The organism is Marinobacter sp. F4216 (assembly GCF_019931195.1).
Classification (GTDB): Bacteria; Pseudomonadota; Gammaproteobacteria; order Pseudomonadales; family Oleiphilaceae; genus Marinobacter; species Marinobacter suaedae.
The window spans coordinates 181,560-207,854 of the sequence record NZ_JAIOUO010000004.1; the positions used below are offsets into that span (position 1 = coordinate 181,560).

Genomic DNA, 26,295 nt, shown 5'->3' on the forward strand with positions numbered 1-26,295 from the left:
CAGGTGAATTGGGCATATTCTGTTCAGTTGGCAGTCCCGTTTCCCCATGGGTCAAACTTTGGAGGTTTGGCATGTCGGAAAAGAGACCGCTTGTCTGGCTGTCAGCGGCAAACGGAAGTACTACGCTGCGCCGGGCATTGGACGCCCACTGGCACATCACAGGCTATAGCTTGCAGGCCCCTGTTCCGATCATGATGTCGGTACCTGAGGATACCCGTGTTGGCATTCTCGATCTCACCAACCTTCCGCCCGAGGCGGCTCTGGCAGCGGAACAGTGGCTGGAAGCACTGAGCCTTGATGTATGGGTAGGCATTGTCGCCCACCGCCCCGTCAGCGGCATGCCCGCGGCCCAGCTGATCGCCCGCTACTGTTCCGATTTCCACACCACGCCCGTGCATGTGGACCGGCTCAATACGGTGCTCGGTCATTTGTGGGGCATGGCATCCATTCGTGCATCCGCACCAGATCCGGTCGGAGACAACTACCACGCCCTCGCGATGGAGGGCGATTCGGAAACCATTCGAAAAATACGCGGTTTACTGAGACGGTTTGCGGTAACGCCTGATCCCGTGCTGATTACCGGGGAAAGCGGATCAGGCAAATACGCGGCGGCCCGGTTTCTTCACCAGACCTCCCCCCGTGCGGCCGGCCCGCTCATCAACGTCAACTGTGCCGCACTGCCAGACACCCTCGCCCGGAGCGAACTGTTTGGCGTTGAAAGCTACTCCTCGCAAGACGACGTGGAAACCATCCAACCGGGTCGTATTGAGCAGGCCAATGGCGGATCGCTGATGCTGTCGTCTATCGATGAACTGGACGACAACCAGCAGTCGGCCCTCCTGGGCTTCTTGCAGGAGGGTCAGATTGAGCGGGTTGGCAGTACAACGCCGATTCCCATCAACTGCCGAATCATCACCACTGCAACCCGACCACTGCAAGATCTGGTAAACAGTGGTCAGTTCCGCAGCGATGTCTTCTACCGGCTCGGGGGGCTGGAGATCCGCATGCCTCCGCTGCGGGATCGCCGGGAGGATATTCCCGCCATTGCCAGCGCTCTGCTGGCAGCAACGGCGAGTCATCAGAAGCCCAAGCAACTGAGCCTGGCCGCCATCGAGTGCCTGGTCAAACACAATTGGCCTGGCAACTTCCGGGAACTGCAGAACCGGCTGCGCCAAGCCTCGCTGCTGTGCGATAAGGGCACCATTGAACCCGAGGATCTGGGCTTGGATGAAGGGGGTACTGATGCCACCCAGATGGCGAGCACCAATCTCAGCCTGGAAGAGTTTCGTGCCCGGGCCGACCGGCAAGCGCTGTCTTGCAGTCTGGCGTTAGCCCATCACAACATATCTGCCGCGGCACGAATTCTGAAAATCTCCCGGGTGTCCTTTTACCGCCTGATGGAAAAGTACAACCAGAGCCATCACGCGGACCCCTGATCTTCTTCGCGACCCGGTTTAGCGGGGCCACCCCCGGGCCTCCGCCGTCCCGGCGTCGTCCGGGCTCCTCTGCACCGCTGTAACAGCGCCCGTTTTCAGTGCCCCGTCACAGTTTCCCGGAAAATTGCACAATTTGACACTTAACCATCGGAAAAGTCTGTTAATTTCGGTCCATCCACAGCACCACCGAAAGGAACCGACATGTCCGTTGATCGCTACCAGATCCTGTTTTCCGGCCAGATTCTGGACGGCTTTGAGGAAAACCAGGTTAAAGCCAACCTGCAGGAGCTGTTCAGAGCCACCGAGGCTCGCATTGAACGCCTGTTTCTGCCCACCGCCACACCGGTCATCAAGTCTGACCTGAACCATCAGGACGCTGAGATCTATTACCAGAAGCTGACCCGCGCAGGCGCCAACGTCCGGATTTCAGCCCAACCGAGAGCGGCAGCCAAGCCGGTAGTCGATTCTGAAGCCAACGCCCCAGCAACCGCAGATACTCCACCTCCGGCCACCCCCAATGCAGGTCGGGAACAACCGGGAGACGATGACCGTCGCCGTGCGGGCCTGGAGTTCACCGGTAAGGGTGGCGAATACTTCGGCATCTGGATCGTCAACATACTGCTGACCATCCTCACCCTCGGTATTTATTCCGCCTGGGCCACCGTTCGCAACAATCAGTACTTTTATGGCAACACCCAGTTGGATGGTGCGAGCTTTCAGTACCTGGCCAGCCCGATCACCATTTTGAAGGGACGCCTGATTGCCCTGGCAGTCCTGATTGCCTATGTGGCCATCACTAACCTCGTTCCGGAAGCAGCCATCCTGTTCGTTGCGGTATTCCTGGTCGCAACGCCCTGGATCATGATTCGCTCCCTGCGTTTCAATGCCATCAACAGCGCCTACCGGAACATTCGTTTCGATTTTGTGGGTAGCTATGGCCAGGCGTTCATGGTCACTTTCGTGTGGCCGCTGCTGAACCTGGTCTGCCTGCTTCTGCTGACCCCTCTGGTGCTGAAGAAGACTCACCAGTTCATCGCCGATAACAGCCGTTATGGCACAACCGCCTTTGAACTCCAGGCCACCACCAGGGCCTATTACCGGTTCTTCGGCATGGCTCTGCTGATGGTTCTCGGTTTTGCTGCTGCAGCATTGGGACTGATGCAGGTTGGTCAGGAAATCCTGGCAACGCTGGTTGCCGTCGCAGGCTACATCGCTCTGATTGGCTATTTCATGGCCGGTGTGACCAATCTTTTCCTGGGTTCCACCACTCTGGCCGACCATCAGTTCGAATCTGAGCTGAGTCCGGGCAAGATGGTCTGGATCTACGCCAGCAACGTTTTCCTGATCGTGCTGACGCTGGGCCTGTTCACGCCCTGGGCGAAGGTCCGGATGGCACGCTACCGCGCCAACTGTTCAGCGATGTGGATTGCCGGCGACCTGGATCACTTCACCGCCGCTGAACAGAACCGGACCAGCGCCGTAGGCCAGGAACTGGGAGACGCCTTTGATGTCGCCTTCTCCGCTGTCTGAGCTGGCGATTGAGGGCCAGTACTACACCGGCCAGAACTCCCGTCGCCAGAGCGCAGTCCTGTGCTCTGGCGACGGAGTGGTAGAGCTGAAAACCGACATTGAACAGCGGATTCTTACCTGGCAGGACCTGACCATCTCCCCAAGAGTGGGTAACACGCCACGCTACCTTCACCTCCCGGACGATGGTGTTTTCGAAACCACCGACAACGACGGTGTCGACCAGCTCAGCCGGCAATCCTCCGGCAGCGTTTTTTCGCGACTGGTGCACCGCCTTGAGCGTAACCTCGGACTGATTCTGATTGCGGCAGTGGTGACCGTCGCTGTCGCCGGCCTGACGCTCACCTACGGCGTCCCTCTGGCCTCCAAAACCATCGCCTACAGTTTGCCAGACAAGGTAGCACAAACAGTCGGCGAAACCGCGCTGCAGTCGCTGGACGACACCTGGTTCGAACCCTCGACCCTGTCACAACCGCGCAAACAGGCCCTGCTCGAGCACTTCGCGCCGTATCTGGGCACGGCAGGAGGTCAGGAGCTTGCCGTTGAATTCCGTGATGCGCCATTGCTTGGCGCCAATGCCCTCGCGCTGCCCAATGGCACGCTGGTATTTACCGACGACCTGATCGCCCTGGCTGAACAAGACGACGAGCTGGTGGCCATACTGGCCCATGAGATCGGCCATATCGAGCATCGCCACGGCATGCAGGGGATGGTGCAGTCATCGCTGTTGTTCTGGCTGATGGTGATGATGACCGGAGACCTGTCAGCGTTCTCAGACCCCACTCTGGCGCTTCCCGCCTTCCTGATGAGTCTGTCGTATTCAAGGGACATGGAGCAGCAGGCCGATGACTATGCGCTGGAAACCCTGCTCAGTCACGACCTGGATCCGATGCTGTTCGCCAACATCATGGCCCGTCTGACGGAAGAGGATCTCACCGAAGAAGAAACCGATGAGAGCACCTTCCTGCTCGAAGTGATGCTGTCGAGCCACCCGATCTCGAGGGAGCGCATCGAACAATTCAGGAACGCCTCCGAGGCCTGGCTCGGGACCCGTGACTGAAAGCTCTCCAGAAGGGTAAAAGAGCCCTAGCCCGGGCGGTTCGGCGGTATGGAATAGGTGCCCGTCGCCTGGGCAACGGGCTCACTCAAGCCGTCGGAATAGATCAGCACATCGCCGACGGCGAGCGTCTTCCCCACCTTGATCAACCGGCATTCCGCAATAATGTCACGATCTGCGGCCGGCCTACGGAGGAAATTGACATTCAGGTTTGTGGTCACCGCCAGTGCCACCAGGCCTATTTCGCCCAGAATCGCCACGTACAGGGCCACATCCGCCATGGCCATCAGAACCGGACCGGACACAGTGCCGCCGGGCCGGAGATGATCGAAGTTAATCTGCTTGCGGACGGTGGCCGATTTGTTGCCCACAGACTCGATCACAAAGTCCGCCTGAGGAAACTCGGTACGGAAAAATTCCCTGAGTTCTTCGGTCGTTACCATCATCTCTCCTGCACGCTAATGGGATCTTCGGATCGCAGGCCACACTCACCTGGCGGCTTCTGCCTTGATCCAGGCAATGAAACTTTGAACAAGCATTGTTCGGGCGGCTCTCTCCGAGGCGATGATATCGTAGCCGATACTCGTTTCCACCACGTCCGTAAAGGGCCGAACCAGAAGACCTGCAGACACCAGGTCTCGCATAATCGGCAGGCTCCCGAGCACCACTCCCTGCCCCGCGATGGCGGCCTGGACGGCCAGGTTATAGTCGCTGAAACTGATTCCCCGGCGCGCATCAATACGTTCAACACCCAGTTGGCTAAGCCAGGACTGCCAACTGACGCAGTCCCGGGTCGCCCTCGCCCAGGTCAGGGCCGAGGTATCCCAGTGAATCAATGTGGCACGGGACAGGTCTGTTAACTGTTTCAAGCCATCCGGCCCCCTGGTCAATGACGGGCTGCAAAACGCGCAGAGTGTTTCGTCAAATAGCCGATGGGCCACCACGCCCTTCTGCGGCGCCGCTCCGAAACGTATCGCCACATCAGCCACGCCCGCCTCCAGGTCCGCGAGGCGCAACGACGAGTCAATCAGCACATCCACATCGGCGTGCAGCGCCCGAAACCGTTCAAGCCGGGGCACCAGCCAGGCAGTGGCAAAAGAGGGTTCGGCCGAAATAATCAGTCGCCGGGGCTGCCTGTATCCACGAATCTGACCAACCGCATCCTCAATCTGCTGGAAGCCAGCGGCCAGAGCATCCAGCCCTGCCCGACCTGCCGGTGTTACCTTCAGTCCACGGCCACTACGTTCCACCAGTGCAATACCCAGGTGCTCTTCCAGCTTCCGGACGAGCTGCTTCACAGCAGCCGGGGTCACATGGAGCTCCTCGGCCGCTTGAGCAAAACTCAAGTGGCGACAGGTGGTTTCAAAGGCGCGGAGTGCGTTGAGGGAGGGTAGCGGCTGACTCATTAGAAGTTAGATTAGCTAACCCCTCGGGGTAGATCAAATGAATTGCATAGACTAAAAAGATAAGCAAAATAACGCCGCTCGCGTGCTCACGCGTTAGAAAAGGTTTTCCTCTCCAGGACACCGTCCGAGCTATCATCGTTAGCTGGCCTGCGGCCTGTGGAAGACCACCGTCTGGCTCCCCCTGAATTGCGAGGCCTGTCTTATGAACGATGATCGCCACACCCTACTTGCCTCCGCCATCGTCCTGTTTACCGGCGTACTCTGGGGTATCTACTGGTTACCGGTTCGAGCCCTCGGTGACATGGGACTGACCGGTGCCTGGGGCACCGCCGCCATTACGGTGGCAACCGTTCTACTGCTGTTACCCATTGCGATTCGGCACCGTCGTCAGCTGAGGCAAACTCATCCCATCGCCCTTGTCTCCATTGCCGCGGGGGGAGCCGCCTTTGCCCTCTACTCCGTGGGCTTCATGTATGGGCGGGTCGCAATCATTATCCTGCTCTGGTTCCTGAGCCCGGTCTGGAGCACACTGATCGGCCGCTATGTAATGGGCTGGCCAACACCCCGGTTACGGATTGTTGCCATCGTGTTGGGCCTGGTGGGTCTGTTGATAATGCTCGGGGCTGACGGAGGACTACCCTTACCCCAGGGTATTGGTGAGTGGATGGCGCTGATCGCCGGCATCCTGTGGTCATTCTCGACCACCGGCATTCGCGTGAAATCCAACATTGAGGCAATGCCCGCGACCTTTATCTTTGCCGTTGGTGCAGCCATAACAGCGCTGGTTCTGGCCCCGATACTGGAGCCCGTTCCAACCCTAACCAGCACCGAGGCCCCAGCTATGGCCGGACTGGCACTGATCACGGGCGGTCTCTGGTGGGGTCTTAATCTGGTGGCACTGATGTGGGCAACGGCCCGGCTGGAGCCGGCTCGGGTGTGCATCCTGTTGATGTCAGAGGTGCTTTTTGGTGCATTGTCCGCAGCCGTTCTCGCGGGGGAAACTCTGCATCCGGCCGAAGTGATTGGCGGCATGATTGTGTTGATTGCCGGGCTTCTGGAAGTCCTTCCGGTTCGCCCCAAGGTTAACCACAAACCGGGCCTGTAAGCGGCCCGGTTACTGGCAATCACTCCGTACTACCGGTTTTTCAGAGCGCTCAAACCGCGCCAGTCCTCCAGATCCTGCTCCGGCTTTTCGGCGCGAAAGCGCGCGTAAAGATCGATGCCAGCCTGATCTTCCAGAATATCCACCTGAACGCCTTTTTCCCGTAGCAGCGCTTCCGTGCCAGAAGCATTCGTCACATCGCCGACCACGGCCCGATGGAATCCGCGCATATGAATGAGTGTCGCGCACACATCACAGGGGCTCAACGTACTGTAGATCGTGGTGTTGCTGAAATCTATGCGTCCCGCATCCCGAATAGCAGAGGTTTCCCCATGATTGTACGGGTGCCCTTCCTGGACAAGGGTATTGTGCCCCTTACCCAGAATCTGGTTGGTATCCTTATCAACGATGACCGCGCCAATCGGGCAACCTCCTTCGTCATAACTCTTTTGCGCAAGCATCACAGCGATCCGCATGAAGTCCGCATCGGTAAGCGTTCGCGCAAAGTCACTATCCATCAACACAGGCAAACTCTTGGTCGGCATGTGGGCAATCGCCCTCAGTGCCTGTTCCGATTTCTGGGAATTCTTGCCGAAGAGGGTATTCATAAGTTAAGGCCACTATTTGGAGAAACTCATGATGAAAAGCCGGGAACCCGACCACCACTGATTCTCGGAGAAAAGACAAACCGGACCTTAGCTCATGTTCTAACCGAAAGACACAGCCACTCAAGCACGATTCGATTCATTAAATGCCTCTTTTTTTCTCATTCTCTTGAGAACGTCTCTCTTTCTTAGTGAGTGCCCTTTACCATCTGTTTCAATATACTCTTGGGTAAACCGATCAATCCACTTCCTATTCAGGCTTGAGGCTTGCTTTTCCAAGGAGGGTTTTAACTCGACATTGTCAAGATATTCTTTGGGAAGAAAAAAACTCAAAACCTCGCGAGGACTCTTAACAAGCTCTTCGTATACAACTTCAATTACAGGAACATTTATCGACGAAACAAAGATATCCGAGAATATATCCTGCTGCTTAATGGAGTTGATTCGATACTTTATACTTTTGAAAGAGTATACGGGCTCAGCCCTAGCTTGGAATTCACTGCTCCACCCCCCCGTTTGAGTCGCGATTTCGTAGGATACCGCTTGAGCCACCACATCTTTTCGCCGAACTCTTACCACGACTTTCTCCGATTGCGGAAAGTATTCTTCAAGCTTCCAATACAAGGGCAAGTGACGTCCATGTAAATTGATACCGAGCCATCCACTTTCCATAGTTCGGAATCGAATTAGCTGATTAATGAACTTCTCTTTATCAAGAATGCCTTTTCGTAGACACTTCCATCTTTTTGCAATTATTGGCAGGTAGTTATAGGGCTGGAAGTACTCATGCGCCAAACAGAATCCGGATTGGAAGAGCAGATCACAGATCATCGTACTGCCTGACCGTGGGGTGCTCAGAAGAAGAAAAACCCCTTTGATGTCTTGCGCATGCTCTACATCGTATTGCTTATCGATGAAATCTGACTCAGGGATCTGAGCTATTGCCGATTTCGTCGCCTCTCGGGTAATTCTGATTACGTCATTTTTGGCCATGATCCTTCCTCGCGCAGAGCGCTAACGCCGAACCCATTTCTGCAGCTTCAAGCGTATGCGACGACCAGAGGTACGCACTCACTCAACTTTTGAAGCTTACTGAGCAATCTAAAGATCAAGAACTAGATGTTTCAAACCAAACAAGATGTGAGTCTGAAAGCTAGTACTCAGAGAGAACAGACATGAATAGGTAATACCACTACCTTGGCTGAGACTTTGGACATTAAGCAGGGCGCATTAGCTAGCAGTCAAAGTTGTCGTCAAAACGAAACCACTTATCCTTGTCATTACTCAACTGTCTATGTATCAGAGCTCTTATCACAGGGAACGGGCAAAAGTTACAAAAAAGCCCCATCAAACGATGGGGCTTTTCGGGGGCTTCCGGAGTGATCCGGAAGCGACAACTCAGAACCGTCGATAGCCGAACTGGTTCATGGTGTTGTCTTTACCACCAGCCTTCAGAGCCGCTTCACCAGCGAAGAACTCTTTGTGGTCGTCACCGATGTTGGAACCAGCCATGTCCTGGTGCTTAACGGTGGCGATACCCTGACGGATTTCCTTAAGCTTTACGGCTGCGGCAAACAGGCCAGCCAACAGCATATGAGGCAGGATATGGGAAAACGACCGACCCTTTCCAGGCCAGCATGAGCCCGAGAGCACCGGGACGATCACGAACAATCATGACAAATAACTCCAGGCAGCGAGAGCGGCATGTTAACACTGCTTGGAGATCTGAGGGTCAGATGATAGGTATGGCCGAAAACGACATCTGACTAGCCAGACCTATGTTAGATGGATTCAAAATGGAATGGGCCAGCGACGACAGCGAGCAATCCTACACCAACGAAAATCCATTGTTAGCAACAGCGCAGCTGTTGATATCATCGACTGGGAATGCAACCACATTTTGCCGCTGCTTATGCCAGACAACGGACTCATTCAGTCTTGAGCGAATAGGATATATCCACTGCTTGCGAAATATCCTTGCCGACAGGGGCATGAGCAATCACCCAGTCAACCAGCTCCTGAATTTCTTCCCGAGGGGCATTTTTAGCTCGAATATCAAAACTGACTCGCATTTCAGAAGACCCCGGAGATATCCCCTCATCCAGAAACATTCCACGACCGTCAGACATAGCATCAACTCTCACGACTATCGAATCCAGATCAATCCCACATCGGGCAGCTCTCATCGCCAACAACGTAGCATCACAGCTGGCAATTGCAGCCCGCATCAACCATCCCGGCGAATTACAGGTGGCAGTACCACCGACCTCTTCGGGCATGTCGGTATAAACAAATCTGCCGTCTGGCGATTGAATACGGCACTTGAGCCCATCCTCAACCACTGCCGTGGCACAAACATCGGGCTCTGGTCCGGTTCTGGTCCTCATGTAGGTTTCGACGTTCTCAACTGCTTTTCCAATGTGCTGGGTAGTCATCGTTGTCTCACGAAGTAAGTTTTCGTTGTTTCGCACAGAGTCTGGGCAAACCAGGGAAATCCTTACTGGCGTTGCCCTCGCGATAAGCACTTCCGACGAGCAAAGCTGCCTTCTCAGTATGGACCACCCCTGTCGAAGCGCCCGCCTCGAAACCACTTGTCAGGATCAAACATGAGGAAACGCATTTGGGCATCGTCCTGCTGGGTCATTGGTTCGTTGTGAGGCCGAAACTCCAGGATTTCCAGAGTGAGCACCCGAAATTCGAAGCACAGTTGACGTCCACACTATTCTGGTCCGTACAGGCACAAAAAAAGCCCCATCAAACGATGGGGCTTTTTGGGGCCTCCGGATCACTCCGGAAGCGACAACTCAGAACCGTCGATTAGCCGAACTGGTTCATGGTGTTGTCTTTACCACCAGCCTTCAGAGCCGCTTCACCAGCGAAGAACTCTTTGTGGTCGTCACCGATGTTGGAACCAGCCATGTCCTGGTGCTTAACGGTGGCGATACCCTGACGGATTTCCTTACGCTGTACGCCTGCAACGTAGGCCAGCATGCCTTCGTCACCGAAGTAGCCCTTGGCCAGGTTGTCGGTAGACAGGGCCGCAGTGTGGTAAGTCGGCAGAGTGATCAGGTGGTGGAAGATACCCGCTTCGCGAGATCCGTCACGCTGGAAGTTCTGACACCACTCGTCGGCCAGCTGGCCCAGTTCGGTGTTGTCGTACTCTTCGCTCATCAGCTTGGCGCGGTCGTAAGCAGATACGTCCTTGCCTTCTTCCTGCCATGCGTCGAATACCTGCTGACGGAAGTTCAGGGTCCAGTTGAAGGACGGGCTGTTGTTGTAAACCAGCTTGGCATCGGGCACCACTTCACGGATGCGGTTAACCATGCTGGCGATCTGGCCAACGTGGGGTTTCTCAGTCTCGATCCACAGCAGGTCAGCGCCGTTCTGCAGGCTGGCGATACAGTCCATAACAACACGGTCTTCACCAGAGCCCGGCTTGAACTGGAACAGGCCAGAAGGCAGACGCTTCGGCTTAACCAGCTTGCCGTTTTGCTTGATAACAACGTCGCCGTTGGCGATGTCGTCAGCGCTTTCAATCACGTCGCCGTCGATGAAGCTGTTGTACTGGTCGCCCAGGTCGCCCGGCTCGTTGGTTACAGCGATCTGCTTGGTCAGGCCAGCACCCAGGGAGTCGGTACGAGCAACGATAACACCGTCGTCCACACCCAGCTCCAGGAACGCCAGACGAACAGCGTTGATCTTGGCCAGGAAGTCAGCGTGAGGAACGGTTACTTTACCGTCCTGGTGGCCACACTGCTTCTCGTCAGAAACCTGGTTCTCCAGCTGGATGCAGCAGGCACCGGCTTCGATCATTTGCTTGGCCAGCAGGTAAGTCGCTTCGGCGTTACCGAAACCAGCGTCGATGTCGGCAATGATCGGCACAACGTGGGTTTCGTGGTTGTCGATCTGAGCTTCGATTTCCTTGGCCTTGGCGTCGTCACCGGCTTGCTCAGCTTCGTCCAGAGCGCGGAACAGGTGGTTCAGTTCCCAGGCGTCAGCCTGACGCAGGAAGGTGTACAGCTCTTCGATCAGGCCAGAAACGGCAGTCTTCTCGTGCATAGACTGGTCAGGCAGGGGACCGAATTCTGAACGCAGGGCGGCTACCATCCAACCGGACAGGTACAGGTAACGACGCTTGGTGCTGCCGAAATGCTTCTTGATGGAGATCAGCTTCTGCTGACCGATGAAGCCGTGCCAGCATCCCAGAGACTGGGTGTACTGGGAAGTGTCCTTGTCGTAGGCTGCCATGTCTTCGCGCATGATCTTGGCGGTGTACTTGGCGATGTCCAGACCAGTCTTGAACTTGTTCTGGGCGCGCATACGAGCGGCGTGCTTCGGGTTGATGGCGTTCCAGGTCGGGTTCTGCTGAACCAGGGAAGCGATGTGGTCTACATCTTGTGCAAACGGCATGGTTTCGATCCTTTCTAGATGATGTACCGATAAGGTCTGGAGAAGCAGATGCTGCTCCTGCCAACGGGTCGGTTTCTACGTACCCCGATGGCGATGGGGCTACTTTAGTGGTTTCATTTTTATAATTGAAATTTATATGATCTATTTCCAGCATTTTTTTGGTGAATGGCAAACCATCACCGCATAGCAGTGTTCACGGAATGAACAGGCGGAGTCATTCGAAAGGACCAAGGGTTCAAAAAGATCATTCAGTTAAACACAGGACCACGAGTTTGTCGGCCTCCTGAAGATCCAGAAAATGCTGCCTCGGCGGATTGAGAATCAGGTGGCGGCCTTGTTTATCGGGCCGAGCTCGAAACACGCCAAGAGTGATTTCCCCACCCTCGGCCAGCATTTTCTTCAGATGGTGAAAATCGACACTCTCCGGCAACGGGTAATCGGCCGGGTCCCGGAACTGGATCTCGGCCCCTCCGGCCGTAAAGAGTTCATCCAGAACAACCCTGAGCTCCCGACGCAGCGCCACCTGGGCCAGCACATGGGACAGTATCACCGGGCTCACCAGCATTTCCGCGGGGCTGCCATCCAGAAGGTGTCGGTTGGCGGGATCACTGAGCTCCAAAATCACCTGAGGTCTGTGCGCCGACGCCGAAAGAACATCTTCCAGCTGCAGATAACCGACCATGGCTCTGGCGTCCGCCTCTTCCCCGGAAGGCAGGCGATCACTGCTCAGCAGAATCACAGAGTCGTATGTCGATGGCTCCAACTGCCGCAGCTCCCCTTCGAGCATGTAATCGGCCTCGATATGCCGACAGATCACTGGCGGTGTACTGCTGTATGTCCGAATAGCCAGCTCCCTTTCCTCAGCTGGAACCACCGACACACAGGTCAAATGAAAGCCAGCACACGGATAACTGGCCAGCTCTGACAACAAGCTGGGAACCCGTCGATTCCACCCGAGAACCAGGATGCGTCGGGGTTCAGAGCTTCGCTCCAGCGTCACCGCTCGGGGTTCCTGCAGCCGGACAGCCGCCATACGTTGGCGTTCTGGACTGGCCTCGGTGTCCGCATAGTCCCGGGCCATCAGGATGACACGGTCGTCAGTGTCGACACGGGTATCCGAGGATGCGACAAGCTGAACATGCCATTCGTGGTGGTTACGCTTGAGTACACCAAGCACAATGGCGCTTGGCCTGGCGGCAGCAATCTCAGCCAGGGTAAGGCCGGCCATCGACTCTCCCCCTCGAACGAATATTTCGTTACCGCTTCCAGCGGTCAGGAGCTCGTTGTAGACCTCGGAAAGGCCCGGGTGAAGAAGGTTCTGAGCCATCAGACGGCTGATGGTGGCATCACCGGCAACCACTTCCGCAGCACCTGGGTAGGCCCGCTCAATCACAGCCCGTTTGCGAATATCCTGGATTTCCGCCACCACGAAGGGCAACGGGGAGCGGGACTGGCGTGCCAACGCTGCTATCGACAATAACGCCTTGACCGTTTCAACGTCAGAAGTCACCAGATGGCTGACAGAATCATTGGGCGCGCTGGGCAGAATCACCACCGCCGCATCCAGACAGGCCACTCGATTCAGGGCCTCGGGCTGGATCGCCGTGCCCGAGCGCAGGATCACCCGACGCACACGACGACCGATGCCCGGCTGGTTTCGAAGTTCGATCAGCTGATCTGCCGAAGCTTCTTCCGACAGCACCACAAGATTAAGCCGCTGGGTTTCGTGTTTTTCGAGAAAACGCTTCATGCGACCGGAGGAGGCCAGCAACTCGGACACCAGCGGCAGGCTCTGGCGGCTCATTCCCAGAACCACCAGATGGTTCTTCAGTGTCACCGGTGTCAGGCCACGTTCCAGATCGGCCATCTTGGCGATCAACCAGCGGGTGAGAATGGCCACCAGGGTGCCCATAAACACCACATAGCCGCTGATGGTCAGCAGAGTCGAAACAACCCGCTGCCAATTGCCGACGTCATCGCCCAGATAACCCGGGTCGGTCAGGCGAAGGAAAGCCCACCAGATGGCCGAGCCTACGCTATCGAACGCCCCTCCAACAGGCAGGACCAGCAAGCCGCCCACCAGCGATATCAGGGCGATAAACAGGGCGACCACCATTAGTTGAAAGCCAGCGCCTTTGACCAGTTGGCGTTCTATTACAAACTTGAGTCGATCAAGAATCCTCAACGGCTGCATCGCTGCCCCTTTCCAGCAAACTGAATTACATCAGCTTATCCGATACCCGGATGATTTCACGAAACTTTTTCTTGCCGAAGTCTCATTTTGACGGGTTGCCGTATACTGCCTGTATGAAAACATCCTTCCCCGCCCTGTTTCTGATCGCTCACCTGCTCGGCACACTTGGCTGCTCAACCATGACAACCTCTTCAAACCCGGCTCTCCCGCACGACACGCTCTACGATGCCAGTGTGTTCGATGCGGCTACCGCAACTGCGCTGTCGATCGAACAACTGGCGCAGCAACTGAAAGACACCGACGTCGTCGTGGTTGGCGAGTACCACGGCCACCAGGGAGCCCACCTGCTGCAATCCCGCCTGCAGGTGGCGTTGCACGGCCAGCGGCCGGAACAGGTGTTGACCATGGAGCAGTTCAACCTGGATCACCAGGCCGATGTCGATCGTTACCTGAGGGGGGGAACCGGCGAAACAGAGATGATCGAAGATACCGATGCCTGGCCAAACTACCGGGCGTCCTATCGCCCTCTGGTTGAGTTCGCACGTCAACACAGCATCCCGGTTGTCGCGGCCAACGCGCCAGCCGATGTGGTTCGCTGCGTGGGCAGGAGAGGCGCCGACTATCTGCAAACCCTGTCCTCAGAGGCCCGCATGCAACTACCGGAGACACCTTTCGCCGACACGGAGGGCTACCGTGAGAAATTCCTGGAGGCGATAGGCCACAGCCACGGGGAGTCCTCTGGCGAGATGAGTGCCCGCATGCAGAACACCTATCGCGCGCAGCTCCTTCGCGACAACACCATGGCCATGCGAATCCGTCAGGCCCGGGAGCAACACCCCGGGCATCAGGTACTGCATGTCACCGGCACGTTTCACAGTGAGGACCGCCTTGGCACCGTCGGCCTGCTCGAAGCCATGGCTCCGGATGTGTCAGTCGCCGTTATTTCGCCGGTGTTCCGTGCTGAAAATGGAACGGAGCCAGATATGAAGGAACACGGCAGGAAAGGCGACTACCTGTATCTCATCCACCCCCTGCCGCCGGAGTTCCGTGATTCGGAGCGGGAAAAAAAGGCCATGCGGGCACGATTCAACCGCAGTGCTGATACCGAGTGCGATTGATTCGGAATCTAGCCGGCAGGCACCAGTCCCGCCTGGGAAAACGCGTGTCGAAAGGTGCGGTAATCACCTGAGCTGAACAGTACCAGCCGAACCTGTTTGACGCTCTTCAGGCGGGGAAGCGTATCAGCGATGGCCTGCGCCGTGACCTCGGCGGCCTCCCGCAGCGGATAACCAAACACGCCGGTGGAAATGGCCGGGAAAGCCACCGAGGACAGGCTGTTCTGCTCCGCCAGCATCAGCGCCTCCCGGTAGCAGGAGGCCAATAATTGGTCCGATGGCTCATCCACACCATACACAGGCCCCAGGCAATGGATGACGTGACGGTTGGGCAGTGCATGGGCCGAACTGATCACCGCCTGCCCACACCGGATCGGCGCCAGTGGGCGGCACTCCTGCGCCAGTCCCGGTCCGGCAGCGGAGTGAATCGCACCCGCCACCCCGGCACCGGGCATGAGCTGGGCATTCGCCGCATTCACGATGGCATCCATGTCCGGCTGATCCGCAATATTCCCTTGCACACATTCGACAGTCACCTGACTCATGGCAACGCCTCCTCGGTGCTTGAAATCACTGGCAAACCAACGCCGTTTGATGTGATTACTGGGTCTGGACCATTTCGTCGGTAACCTGGTAATCACCGTTCAGCCAACGCACCACCTCTCTGGCCGCCGGATGCTCGAATCCCTCGTAGCGGGTCTTCAGCGATCGCTTTTTCTCATCGCTGATTCGACCCAGGCCAGCATCCTGCAGCACCAGCAAGTCGGCATGAATCTGATCTGCCAGCTCCAGGCCCAGCACTTCCCGTGCTGCGTGGCGGAAGGAATGCATGTACTGGTAGTCGGGCCCCAGACGATAGGATTCCGCCAGGGTGATGGCCGGAATCTGGCTCAGTGTGGGCTGCAAGGCCGGATTGATGCCGTGCCCATGCAGGTAGGCCGCGTTGGCCGCCGGTCGGCCGGTAAAGCCACGTAAGTGCAGATGACGGGACATCCGATCGCCATCGTTGACCGGGTAGTTGTCCCACAGCACCGGCTTGCGCCCGAGCAGGTCACCCACCTTGCGAAGATGGCCCGGCGTAATCTCCCGGGAACAGACTTCTTCGCCGGTCCAGAACACATCGATGTCATGGTCCAACAGGCGCCCGAAGTTATAAAGGTAATCCGAAGGCCGGTCCCCGAATACCCGGTCCAGTACCGGGTCGTCCGAGTAGTAGCTGGGGCAAACGCTGAGGCGCTGAACCGACACCTGGTCCCGCACCCAGTGAACAATATCCGCCTGGGTCTGGGCCAGGTCTGGCGTGTCAGCGCGCATGTCGTCGAACAAGATGGCGAGTTCTTCGATACCGATGTGCTCCAGCCAGATCAGTTTCTGGGCCAGTGCCTCCCGGGCAGCATCGTCGAAGTGATTGAAGATCTCATAGGGGCTCAACCCAACGCCAAAGCGGACGCCCTGTTCCCGACAGGTCCGGGCAAAATGTTTCAGCTCCGCCCGGGCTTCTGGCGGATGGGGTTCCTGCCAGCGCCGACGCAGGAACGGATCCGCCTTGGGAGCGTAAAGATAAAACCCATAGCCATGGGGTGCCAGAGCCTGAACCAGATGGCGCCGATCCTCCCAACTCCAGAGCGGCCCGTAGAACCCCTCGATCACGCCCAGTGTGATACTCATGGCTACACCTCCTTGTATGAATTGGCGTGGAAACCGGGCTACGCCGCCAGCTGCGGACAATAACATCGGCCAAGGTTAGGGCCTGTCACCAAAGCCGGCTATTATAGCCACAGGCCCCGGGAATTATTTATGACCGCATCCACTCAACGACTTGCCAGCCTTGATGCCCTGCGGGGGCTGGCCGCACTGGCGGTGGTGCTGTTTCACTACCTGCCCTATTACAACACGCTCTACGGCCATTCCTTCAATTTATCAGACAACAGCGAATGGCTGCTAAGCTTTGGCCGTTACGGGGTCCACGTGTTTTTCATTATCAGTGGCTTCGTTATTTTCATGACCCTTGAAAAGACCAGCCACGCTCGCTGGTTTGGCTTGGCACGCGCCTTTCGACTGTTACCGGCCCTGTGGGCTGGCATTGCACTCACCTACCTGTCGGTCCAGTGGCTGGGTCCTGAAGATCGGGCCGTCAGCTTTGGCACCGCACTGCTGAACACCACCCTGATGCACGAATACCTGGGGGCCGAACATGTAGATGGCGCCTACTGGAGCCTGGTGATCGAGGTAACCTTCTACGGCTGGATGGCACTGTTGTTCTTCGGCCTGCGCAGCTGGCATCAACTCAGAACCCTGCTGACACTCTGGGTCGCCATCAGCTACGCTGGCGTAATCTGGTGGAAACAGATTCCCGAGCCACTGGAATTCCTGATCAAAGACCTGCTGTTCGTCAAATACGCTCCGCTGTTTGTCACCGGCATGCTGATCTACCGCCGCTACCGTCACGGCCCTGGCAGCCACTGGGACACGCTCCTGCTGTTGATGAGTATCGGCCATGGGCTGGTTGCCTACAAATCGCCCTATAACATCTTTGTCCTGCTCTGCCTCGGGCTGTTTACCCTGGCCGTATTCGGGTGGGCCAACTGGCTGGCCAACCGTCCGCTGCTCTGGCTGGGCAGTCTCTCCTACAGCCTCTATCTGCTGCACCAGAACATCGGCTATGGCGTGATGGACCTGAGCTACGCGTCCGGACTGCCCGGCTGGCTGGGGGTGGTGCTGGCGCTGACCACGGCCCTTACGCTGGCAGCACTGGTGCACTACACCATTGAAAAACCCGCCCTTTCAGCTTTCCGCCGCTGGCGACGCCGAAGCGAGAAGCCGGCGGCATCCGCCCTGACGGAATGACGTGCCTCAAACGCAGTCGTTCCGATTGTTGTCTAGACTGTCTGTCATCGCCAATGGTCACCCCGTTGCCCGGACAACATCCGCTGTAGGAGCCCACCATGGAAATAAAAACCTATGAGGAGCTGATTGACTGGACGCGCCAGCTGCATGCCCACCTGGCAAGAAGCCTTCAGGCATCAGCCGAGAAAGCCACGGATGAACGAGCCCGCGCCCTGCTGGATTACATCAGCACCCATGAAGCCAAGCTGGAACAGGCAGTGGCTGAATTCGAGAAACAGGCCGACCCCAAGGCCATGCATACCCGGCTGTACGATTACGCGAATCACAAGCCCATTGAATCCCACCGGACCATTGATACCCACTACGCCGAGCTGGGCTTCTCCGACATCGAACGGGAAGTCTTTGATTTTCATGACCAGGTTATGGACCTGTATGACACCTTGATCGGCAAGGCAGAAATCCCCGAGGCCAAAGCCCTGCTGGAAGACCTCAAGGCCCTGGAAGAGCACGAGGCCATGCGCCTGGCTCGCCAGATCGGTAGCGCTGATGACCTGTAGCCGCCTAAGACCAAGGTCGTAAACCGCCCCCTTTTTGTTCAGTTTTCCTACTACAATTGCTAACTTGAACGCCCGATAAGCGCTGGCTCTTTCCCAACGGAATGGGCTTATAAATAAAATGAGTAGAGGTAAGAAGAGCAATGAAGATTCGTTCTGTTCTTTCCGCGGCCGTGCTGGCCGTGAGCACTGTGTTCGCATCCACGCAGGCCCTCGCACAGGAAAAATTCACTCTGCGTCTGGCAGAAACCTGGGGCCCGAACTTCCCGATTTTCGGTGAAGCTACCAAGAACATGGCCGAGATGGCCGAAAAGATGTCCGATGGCCGCCTGCGCATCCGCATCGATTCCTCCAACAAGCATAAGGCTCCGTTCGGCGTCTTCGACATGGTCAAGGCCGGCCAGTACGACATGGGCCACTCGGCCTCCTACTACTGGAAAGGCAAGGTGCCCAACACCCTGTTCTTCACCAGCATGCCATTTGGCATGACTGCGCAGGAGCAGTATGCCTGGTTCTACTACGGCGATGGCATGGAGCTGATGCAGGAAGTGTATGAGCCCCATAACCTGATGTCCTTCCCGGGTGGCAACACCGGCATCCAGATGGGCGGCTGGTTCCGCAAGGAAATCAACTCCATTGACGACCTGCAGGGCCTGAAAATGCGTATTCCGGGCTTTGCCGGCGAAGTCTTCGCCGAAGTCGGCGTCAGCCCCACCAACATTGCCCCGGGCGAGCTGTACACCGCGCTCGAGCGTAATACCATCGACGCCGTTGAATGGGTAGGCCCGGCTCTGGACCTGCGTCTGGGCTTCCAGCAGATCGCCGATTACTACTATACCGGCTGGCACGAGCCTGCCACCGAACTGCAATTCCTGGTGAACAAGAAGACCTGGGAAAAGCTGCCGGCTGACCTGCAGGAGATCCTGCGTATCTCGATGCGTACCGCCGCCTACGACATGCTGATCCAATCCCAGCATGAAAATGCCAAGGCCTGGGCCACCATCAAAGAAGAGCATCCGGAGCTGCAGGTTAAGCAATTCCCGGAAGAGGTGTTTGAAGCCATGTACAAGGCTAACAAGAAGCTTCTGAAAGAAGCGGCTGAGGGTGACGAACTGGCGTCCCGGATTGTTGCCTCCCAGGAGGAATATCTGGAGAAGTCCCGCGCTTACACGGATATTTCCGAGCGCGCATACCTCAACACCATGGCTGAAGTCGAGTAAGATAGAGGCCGTCAAAGAGCCGGGATCGCTCTGAGCGATCCCGGTTTTGTTGTTTATAGGGAGTCGATCGACGACGACCAGAGAGCAAAACGCACCAGACCGCGAGGCGGAGGGTTTTTGATGCAGTGGATAATTAAACTCGACGAAGGCCTCGGCCGTTTATCCACGTTCTGTGGGTGGATTGCCTGTATTGCCATGATCCTGATGACGGCCAACGTGTTTTACGATGTGGTCGCCCGATACCTGTTTAACTCGGTTTCCATCGGAATGCAGGAAATGGAGTGGCATCTCTATTCCGTTGTCTTCCTGTTAGGTATCCCCTACGCCCTGCGGGCCGATGGCCACGTTCGGGTGGACGTGTTCTACGCCAGATGGGGTAACAAGGCCAAGGCCTGGGTCAACCTGATCGGCGCCGTCATTTTTGTGCTGCCCTTTGCTTACCTGATCGGCACCTACGGTTACGAGTTCGCCCTGGACTCCTACAAGATGGGCGAAAGCAGTGGTGACCCCGGTGGCCTGCCGCATCGCTTCATCATCAAAGCGGTTATTCCTTTTTCTGCCTTTTTCATCGCCACCGCCGGCCTGGGCATGATCACCCTCGCCCTACGGGTTATGTCCGGTGAGAAAAGCTACGAAGTCGAGCACAGCGCAGGAGGTCTGGCATGATCGGAATCATCATGTTTGGTGTCGCCCTCGTCATGCTGATGCTGGGCTTCCCGGTGGCGTTCACCTTTGGTGGCGTGGCCCTGTTCTTCGGTGTCCTTGCTGAGGGCATGGATCTGTTTGCCTTCATGCCCTTCCGCATCATGAGCGTGATGCAGAATACCGTATTGATGGCCGTGCCCCTGTTCATTTTCATGGGAGTGGTGCTGCAGCGCACCCGACTGGCTGAACAACTGCTGACCTCCATGGGCCGGCTGTTTGGCGGACTGCCCGGGGGCCTGGCCATTTCGACCATTCTGGTAGGGGCGCTGCTGGCCGCATCAACCGGTGTGGTGGGCGCCAGCGTGGTGGCCATGGGTCTGATTTCCCTGCCGGTCATGCTGGCCCACAAGTACGACAAACGCCTGAGTACCGGTACCATCTGTGCCTCCGGTACCCTGGGGCAAATTGTTCCACCCTCCATCATCCTGATCATCCTTGGGGATGTACTGGGGCTGCCCGTGGGCGATCTGTTCAGGGCCGCCGTCTGGCCAGGAGTGGTGCTGATTGGCCTGTACATCATCTATATTCTGATCCTTACCCGGCTCAAGCCGGAAACCGCCCCGGCCATGCCCGAGGACCCGACGCGCTCCCGCAAGCAGGAAATCGTCTCGGCCCTGCTGGCGATCATCCCGCCACTGGCACTGATCATCGTGGTGCTGGGCTCCATCTTCAGCGGCATCGCCACGCCGACCGAATCTTCGGCCCTGGGCGGCGTTGGTGCAATCATCCTGGCGATAATCTACCGCCAGTTCTCCTTCAAGATGGTCTGGGACAGCGCCAAGGACACGGTGAAAGTCACAGCAATGGTGTTCGCCATCCTGATCGGGGCAACGGCCTTCTCCATGGTGTTCAGCTACACCGGTGGCGACTACCTCCTGGAAGACTGGCTGCACGCGCTGCCAGGCGAGCAGTGGGGCTTCATTATTCTGGCCATGCTGGTGATTCTGGTGCTGGGCTTTTTCATCGACTTCGTGGAGATTTCCTTCATCATCGTACCAATCCTGGCGCCGGTGGCCGAAGCCATGGGCATCAATATGCTCTGGTTCGCCATCCTGATTGCCATGAACCTGCAAACCAGCTTCCTGACCCCACCCTTCGGGTTCTCGCTGTTCTACCTGAAAGGGGTGGCCCCACCGGAAGTACGAACGGTAGACATCTACCGGGGCATTATTCCGTTTATTGCCATACAGATACTGGTCCTGGCACTGATCGTGATCTTCCCGGAATGGTTCGGGATGAGTTCAACCTACTGACGCCAACTGGAACCGGGCTCCTGGAGCCCGGTTTTTTTTGGCCTTGAGCACCCTGCCCTTGCACTACCTACATTCCTTTCTGGCCTATTCCAACCTGACAAAACTGGACCTTTTTCTATACTTAACTTAGGCATGGCGATTCTCAGACCCGTAGTCGGGCCAAGCCCTTACGCAGCGTCCTCCGCCAGCACGGCGTTGAGATCAGGAAGGGAGAAATGGATTTATGACCGAGAATACCGCTCAGAAAACCGAGCAGACGAGATCGGCAGGCAAGGCCCACGTGCTGACCCTTCCTACCGAGGCCCGCAACGCCGACCGACAGCCCCATACGTACGAACGCTGGCTGGTCGCCAAGCTCATGCGTATGGCGGGCTCGCCACCCATCCGCTTCCGGCTGTGGAATGGCGATGTGATCGAGCCCGAGAAGGCCGAGGCCCAGTTCGTCATCCATTTAAAAGATCCCAAAGCCCTCTACTCCCTGGTGGCCAATCCCAACCTGGCCTTTGGCGACCTGTACAGCGCAGGCCGGCTGGACGTGGAAGGCGATTTGCCCGAATTAATGGAAGCCCTGTACCGTTCGGTACACCGGGCCAAACAACAGTGGCCACGCTGGCTGGATGCCGTGTGGCGCAACCACAACCCGCGCTCCACCGGCATCAGTGAAGCCAAGGAAAACATTCATCACCACTACGACCTGGGCAACGAGTTTTACCGCCTTTGGCTGGACCAGGCCGCTATGCAGTACACCTGCGCCTACTACGAAAAACCGGACCTGACACTAGAACAAGCTCAGCTGGCCAAGCTGGAACATGTATGCCGGAAACTGCGCCTGAAACCCGGCATGACCGTCGTGGAGGCCGGTTGCGGCTGGGGTGGTCTGGCTCGTTACATGGCCCGCCACTATGGCGTGAAGGTGTACTCCTATAACATCTCCAGGGCGCAACTGGATTATGCCCGCGAGGAATCGCGCCGGCAGGGACTGGATCATCTGGTGACCTACGTCGAGGACGATTACCGGAACATTGCGGGCGAATACGATGCCTTCGTCTCCATCGGCATGCTGGAACACGTTGGTAAGGACAACTTTCCCGCCCTGGCCGAGCTGATCAAACGCAGCCTGAAGCCGGGGGGGCTGGCACTGCTGCACAGCATCGGCCGAAACCGCCCCATGCTGATGAACGCCTGGATCGAGAAACGCATCTTTCCCGGCGCCTACCCGCCGAGCATCGGCGAATTCATGTCCATTTGCGAACACTCGGATTTCTCCGTACTGGATGTGGAGAACCTTCGGTTGCATTACGCCCAGACGCTTAGGCACTGGATGGAACGCTTTACCGAGAATCAGGCCCGGGTCACCGACATGTACGACGCCCATTTCACCCGGGCATGGCAGATGTACCTGGCCGGCTCCATCGCCGCCTTCCGGGCGGGTTCCCTGCAATTGTTCCAGGTGGTGTTTACCCACGGTGGCAACAACCAGCTGCCGCAAAACCGGTGTGACATCTACAGCTCGCCTGCCGCGCCGGAGGATGTCTGATGGAGTACTACGACCTGATCATCGTGGGTGCGGGCCCCGCGGGCTCCACCCTTGCCCATCGGTTGCAAAACACCGGCAAGCGGGTGCTGATCATCGACAAACAGACCTTTCCCCGGGACAAGACCTGCGCCGGCTGGGTCACCCCAGCAGTCTTCGAATCCCTGGACATCGACCTGAATGATTACCGGAAGGGCCGGACCCTGCAGCCCATCCAACGATTCCGCATTGGCATGATGGGGCAGCCGGCGGTAGAAAATGACCACCACAAAGTGGTCAGCTACGGCATCCGGCGGTGTGAATTCGATGCGTACCTGCTTGACCGGGTGGCGTCTCCGAAAGCACTTGCCACACAGGTCAAATCGATTGAACGCCAGTCTGGCAACTGGGTGATCAACAACACCTGGGAAGCGCCCCTGCTGATTGGTGCCGGTGGTCATTTCTGCCCGGTCGCCCGTTTGCTGGGTGAGGGCCCCGGCAGCCACGAGACCATCGTCGCTGCCAAAGAAGTCGAATTCGAAATGACTCACGAGCAGGCAGAACTGTGCCAGGCCCGGGGCGACACGCCGGAACTCTGGTTTTGTAAAGACCTCAAGGGCTACGCCTGGGTATTCCGTAAGGGCAACTACCTGAACATCGGACTGGGCCGGGAGGATAACCAGAAGCTGACCGACCACCTGGAAAGCTTTGTTGAAGAAATGAAAGCTTCCGGGCGCATCCCGAACGACCTCCCCGGCCGTTTTAAAGGCCACGCCTACCTTCTTTACGCCCACGCCGAACGCCCGCTGGTGGACGACGGCATTATGCTGATTGGTGACTCCGCCGGACTGGCCTACACCCAGAGCGGTGAAGGCATTCGCCCTGCCATTGAGTCCGCCATGATGGCCGCTGACGTCATACGCGATGCCTCGGACTACTCGGCGGCGTCCCTGCAGGTATACGGCGACGCCATCGCCGAGCGCTTTGGCACCCGGGCCACCGACATGGAACCCGCCTGGCAAGTACCGGACTGGGTCAAAATGCCCCTGGCCAGCGCGCTGATGCGCTCACACTGGTTCACTCGCAAGGTGGTAACGGAGAAATGGTTCCTGCACCAGGAAACACCGCCGCTGAAACGGGCGGTGTGATCTCCTCCCTCAATCAACGTAAAAAAGGCGGCCCCATGGCCGCCTTTTTTAGCTTATTAGAAAGGATGTGTTACTGACCCAAGTAACTGCGATACATCCAAACGGTTTTTTCCTGCTGGGAAATGTAATCACTCATCAGAGCAACGGTACCTTCATCTTCCGCCTCGCCGGCAAGACTGAGCAGATCGCGTTGTTTGGCAATCAGCGTCGCAAAACTCTCTGCGATGTAGCCGACCGCCTCCTTGCCGTTCGACACGTCTTTGCGTTCGGGAACGGCTGACGCCTGGATGTAATCACTGTAGGCGTGGGCCGGTGTGTGTCCGAGCGTCAGAACACGCTCTGCAATCTCATCGATCTTCAGTAGCAAATCGGTATAGAGCTCTTCAAACTTCACGTGCAGTTCGAAAAAGTTATCCCCTTTGATGTTCCAGTGATAACCGCGCACGTTCATGTAGAAGATCTGATAGTTTGCCAGCAGATCGTTCAGGGCCTCTGTCAAACCGGCTGTTTTGTCCGTATCCAATCCGATGAAATTCTTGGTCATGGTTGGCTCCTTCTGCTTTCCGCTGAATCAATAAGCCTCACATTACGGACCCAAGGCTTGTTGAGCCAGTGAAGTTAGCCAATCCACCGGATAGTTGCACCCTATGACAATCCGGCTTTAAATAGTTTTATAATTACTTTATCCGAGTCATCAGACGCCGGGACCACACTCCATGCAACCTTCTGCCGGCTCCTGTCCGATACTCAGGTTGCGGTTCAGCTGCTTCAAAGCGGTCCTTAAACCCTCCTCCACCACCGGATGGTAGAACGGCATCTCGAGCATCTCACTGACCGTTAATCGCCGTTGCACGGACCACGCCAGCAGATGGGCCATATGCTCGGCTGCCGGTGCAAACAGCTCGGCGCCCAGAAACTGTCCGGTTCCCTGCCGGGCGTACACCCGCAGCAAGCCCCGGTTCTTGCCCATGATCAGGCTCCGCCCCTGGTCTTCAAACGACACTTCCCCTACCGCAAAACAACCTTTGTACTCCTCATCCACCTCATCCAGCGTCAGCCCCACGGAGGCGATCTGGGGATCCGTAAACACAATCGCCAGCGGCGTCCGGCGGAGCCCGGCGCGCACCTCCGGATAGGCAGCGGCATTGTCCCCGGCAATACGTCCTTCATCAGCGGCCTCGTGCAACAGCGGCTTCAGCTGGTTGGCATCGCCGGCAATGAAGATATGACTGTCGCCACACCGCATGGTGTAGCGATCAAAACTTGGTACCCCGCTGTCCTCCAGATCAACACCAGCGTTCTGGATATCCAATCCATCCACATTGGGCTGCCGCCCGGTAGCCGCCAGCACGTAGTCAAAGGTTTCGGTAATCTGCCCCTGTTCCGGGTGCCGGTAAGTGATTGCGACCCCATCGTCTGTGCGCTCCAGGTGCTTAACGTCCGCGTCGGGGTCGAGAGGAAATTCTTGATTGAAGGTTCCCAGGGCGTATTCCCTGATCGCATCATCCCGGATCGGTCCGACCGCGCCACCGAGGCCAAACATGCGCACCCGAACCCCAAGCCGGCTTAACGCCTGCCCCAATTCCAGCCCGATCACGCCCGGGCCAAACACCGCGACGGAGTCCGGCAAATCCTGCCATTCAAAGATATTGTCATTGATCACCAGACGGTCCCGGGCTTCCTCGAGCATTTTGGGAACCGCTGACCGGGACCCGGTGGCGATAATGATCCGCTCGGCCTGGATTTCCAGATCAGACGTACGGTCACGTTCCACCATCAACCGGTGTGGATCCACGAACCGGGCATGGCCCAGCACCCGATGCTCCTCGGGCAGCTTCTCGACCGAGCGGATCACGCCCTCCACAAACTGATCCCGCTCCCGGCGAACCCGGTTCATAACCGCTTGCCCGTCTATCCGAACCTGTCCGGCCGTGACACCAAAGAGCGAGGCGTTCGCCATCTGATGCGCGCTATCAGCGGCGGCGATCAACAGCTTGCTGGGCATACACCCCACCCGGGCGCAGGTAGTACCGTACTGGCCCGCCTCGATCATCACCACCCGGTCGGTTACCTTTCGCACACGCTGGTAGGCCACCAGGCCAGCCGTGCCCGAGCCAATAATCGCGACATCCACATCACGCTTTTCCATCCAATACTCTCCTTGCCGGTGATCCGGTAACGGGATGCTCGTCGGCAACCCGGG

Annotated in this window: 23 protein-coding genes and 1 pseudogene; 12 read left to right on the forward strand and 12 right to left on the reverse strand. The window is 57.3% G+C overall.

Features of this window, described 5'->3' with window-relative positions:
* Window positions 1–71 precede the first annotated feature (71 nt).
* The 3 genes from K8I84_RS10270 to K8I84_RS10280 all read left to right on the forward strand — a co-directional run bounded on the left by K8I84_RS10270 (window position 72) and on the right by K8I84_RS10280 (window position 4,023).
* The gene (locus K8I84_RS10270; protein ID WP_223794669.1) at window positions 72–1,436 is read left to right on the forward strand and encodes a sigma-54 dependent transcriptional regulator; all 1,365 of its coding nucleotides are present in this window, start codon (window positions 72–74) and stop codon (window positions 1,434–1,436) included.
* 201 nt (window positions 1,437–1,637) lie between these two features.
* Window positions 1,638–2,966: a YjgN family protein gene (locus K8I84_RS10275; RefSeq protein ID WP_223794670.1), complete on the forward strand. Its 1,329-nt coding sequence runs from the start codon at window positions 1,638–1,640 to the stop codon at window positions 2,964–2,966.
* On the forward strand, window positions 2,944–4,023 hold the full coding sequence (locus K8I84_RS10280; RefSeq protein WP_223794671.1) for a M48 family metallopeptidase: 1,080 nt from the start codon (window positions 2,944–2,946) through the stop codon (window positions 4,021–4,023). Before K8I84_RS10275 ends, K8I84_RS10280 begins: the two co-directional genes overlap by 23 nt.
* A 26-nt stretch (window positions 4,024–4,049) precedes the next feature.
* Here K8I84_RS10280 and K8I84_RS10285 read toward each other — a convergent pair whose 3' ends face one another.
* Both K8I84_RS10285 and K8I84_RS10290 read right to left on the reverse strand, forming a co-directional pair.
* Entirely contained in the window at window positions 4,050–4,466 is a 417-nt protein-coding gene (locus K8I84_RS10285) for a PaaI family thioesterase (protein WP_223794672.1), read from the reverse strand.
* Between the two features lie 42 nt (window positions 4,467–4,508).
* On the reverse strand, window positions 4,509–5,426 hold the full coding sequence (locus K8I84_RS10290) for a LysR substrate-binding domain-containing protein (RefSeq protein ID WP_223794673.1): 918 nt from the start codon (window positions 5,424–5,426) through the stop codon (window positions 4,509–4,511).
* Window positions 5,427–5,628: 202 nt separating this feature from the next.
* Between K8I84_RS10290 and K8I84_RS10295 the strand changes: the two genes are divergently transcribed.
* Window positions 5,629–6,531, forward strand: a complete 903-nt coding sequence (locus K8I84_RS10295; RefSeq protein WP_223794674.1) for a DMT family transporter — start codon at window positions 5,629–5,631, stop codon at window positions 6,529–6,531.
* 29 nt (window positions 6,532–6,560) lie between these two features.
* Here the strand turns inward: K8I84_RS10295 and K8I84_RS10300 are convergent, their stop codons facing one another.
* The 6 genes and pseudogenes from K8I84_RS10300 to K8I84_RS10325 form a co-directional block, all read right to left on the reverse strand.
* Window positions 6,561–7,136, reverse strand: coding sequence for a nucleoside deaminase (locus K8I84_RS10300; RefSeq protein WP_223794675.1), 576 nt, complete (start codon window positions 7,134–7,136; stop codon window positions 6,561–6,563).
* Between the two features lie 120 nt (window positions 7,137–7,256).
* Window positions 7,257–8,126: a Stf0 family sulfotransferase gene (locus tag K8I84_RS10305; RefSeq protein WP_223794676.1), complete on the reverse strand. Its 870-nt coding sequence runs from the start codon at window positions 8,124–8,126 to the stop codon at window positions 7,257–7,259.
* 405 nt (window positions 8,127–8,531) lie between these two features.
* Window positions 8,532–8,687: pseudogene (locus K8I84_RS10310) on the reverse strand (hypothetical protein); the annotation flags it as partial.
* A gap of 374 nt (window positions 8,688–9,061) precedes the next feature.
* Window positions 9,062–9,568 (reverse strand): OsmC family protein, encoded by a 507-nt coding sequence (locus tag K8I84_RS10315; RefSeq protein ID WP_223794677.1) that lies wholly within the window; start codon window positions 9,566–9,568, stop codon window positions 9,062–9,064.
* Between the two features lie 382 nt (window positions 9,569–9,950).
* Window positions 9,951–11,543 (reverse strand): isocitrate lyase, encoded by a 1,593-nt coding sequence (locus K8I84_RS10320; protein WP_223794678.1) that lies wholly within the window; start codon window positions 11,541–11,543, stop codon window positions 9,951–9,953.
* A 244-nt stretch (window positions 11,544–11,787) separates the two neighbouring features.
* Complete coding sequence (locus K8I84_RS10325) at window positions 11,788–13,737, reverse strand: CASTOR/POLLUX-related putative ion channel (protein ID WP_223794679.1); 1,950 nt, start codon at window positions 13,735–13,737, stop codon at window positions 11,788–11,790.
* 113 nt (window positions 13,738–13,850) lie between these two features.
* Between K8I84_RS10325 and K8I84_RS10330 the strand changes: the two genes are divergently transcribed.
* Window positions 13,851–14,855, forward strand: coding sequence for a ChaN family lipoprotein (locus K8I84_RS10330; protein WP_223794680.1), 1,005 nt, complete (start codon window positions 13,851–13,853; stop codon window positions 14,853–14,855).
* An 8-nt stretch (window positions 14,856–14,863) separates the two neighbouring features.
* Here the strand turns inward: K8I84_RS10330 and K8I84_RS10335 are convergent, their stop codons facing one another.
* Together K8I84_RS10335 and K8I84_RS10340 are read right to left on the reverse strand one after the other, a co-directional pair.
* A complete protein-coding gene (locus K8I84_RS10335; RefSeq protein WP_223794681.1) occupies window positions 14,864–15,397 on the reverse strand; it encodes a macro domain-containing protein in 534 nt (177 codons plus the stop codon).
* 55 nt (window positions 15,398–15,452) lie between these two features.
* A complete protein-coding gene (locus tag K8I84_RS10340; RefSeq protein ID WP_223794682.1) occupies window positions 15,453–16,520 on the reverse strand; it encodes a beta-N-acetylglucosaminidase domain-containing protein in 1,068 nt (355 codons plus the stop codon).
* Window positions 16,521–16,649: 129 nt separating this feature from the next.
* Between K8I84_RS10340 and K8I84_RS10345 the strand changes: the two genes are divergently transcribed.
* The 7 genes from K8I84_RS10345 to K8I84_RS10375 all read left to right on the forward strand — a co-directional run bounded on the left by K8I84_RS10345 (window position 16,650) and on the right by K8I84_RS10375 (window position 24,092).
* A complete protein-coding gene (locus K8I84_RS10345) occupies window positions 16,650–17,699 on the forward strand; it encodes an acyltransferase family protein (RefSeq protein ID WP_223794683.1) in 1,050 nt (349 codons plus the stop codon).
* Window positions 17,700–17,797: 98 nt separating this feature from the next.
* Window positions 17,798–18,256 (forward strand): ATPase, encoded by a 459-nt coding sequence (locus tag K8I84_RS10350; protein ID WP_223794684.1) that lies wholly within the window; start codon window positions 17,798–17,800, stop codon window positions 18,254–18,256.
* A 140-nt stretch (window positions 18,257–18,396) separates the two neighbouring features.
* Complete coding sequence (locus tag K8I84_RS10355; RefSeq protein WP_223794685.1) at window positions 18,397–19,473, forward strand: TRAP transporter substrate-binding protein; 1,077 nt, start codon at window positions 18,397–18,399, stop codon at window positions 19,471–19,473.
* A gap of 120 nt (window positions 19,474–19,593) precedes the next feature.
* Window positions 19,594–20,139 carry a TRAP transporter small permease subunit gene (locus tag K8I84_RS10360; protein ID WP_223794686.1) on the forward strand — a complete coding sequence of 182 codons (546 nt, stop codon included), beginning with the start codon at window positions 19,594–19,596 and terminating at the stop codon, window positions 20,137–20,139.
* Window positions 20,136–21,431: a TRAP transporter large permease subunit gene (locus tag K8I84_RS10365; RefSeq protein WP_223794687.1), complete on the forward strand. Its 1,296-nt coding sequence runs from the start codon at window positions 20,136–20,138 to the stop codon at window positions 21,429–21,431. The genes K8I84_RS10360 and K8I84_RS10365 overlap by 4 nt, the downstream gene beginning before the upstream one ends.
* A gap of 223 nt (window positions 21,432–21,654) precedes the next feature.
* On the forward strand, window positions 21,655–22,968 hold the full coding sequence (locus tag K8I84_RS10370) for an SAM-dependent methyltransferase (protein ID WP_223794688.1): 1,314 nt from the start codon (window positions 21,655–21,657) through the stop codon (window positions 22,966–22,968).
* The gene (locus tag K8I84_RS10375) at window positions 22,968–24,092 is read left to right on the forward strand and encodes an NAD(P)/FAD-dependent oxidoreductase (protein ID WP_223794689.1); all 1,125 of its coding nucleotides are present in this window, start codon (window positions 22,968–22,970) and stop codon (window positions 24,090–24,092) included. Before K8I84_RS10370 ends, K8I84_RS10375 begins: the two co-directional genes overlap by 1 nt.
* Before the next feature lie 70 nt (window positions 24,093–24,162).
* Here K8I84_RS10375 and K8I84_RS10380 read toward each other — a convergent pair whose 3' ends face one another.
* On the reverse strand, window positions 24,163–24,636 hold the full coding sequence (locus K8I84_RS10380; protein WP_223794690.1) for a Dps family protein: 474 nt from the start codon (window positions 24,634–24,636) through the stop codon (window positions 24,163–24,165).
* 150 nt (window positions 24,637–24,786) lie between these two features.
* Window positions 24,787–26,241 carry a dihydrolipoyl dehydrogenase gene (locus K8I84_RS10385; RefSeq protein WP_223794691.1) on the reverse strand — a complete coding sequence of 485 codons (1,455 nt, stop codon included), beginning with the start codon at window positions 26,239–26,241 and terminating at the stop codon, window positions 24,787–24,789.
* Window positions 26,242–26,295 lie beyond the last annotated feature (54 nt).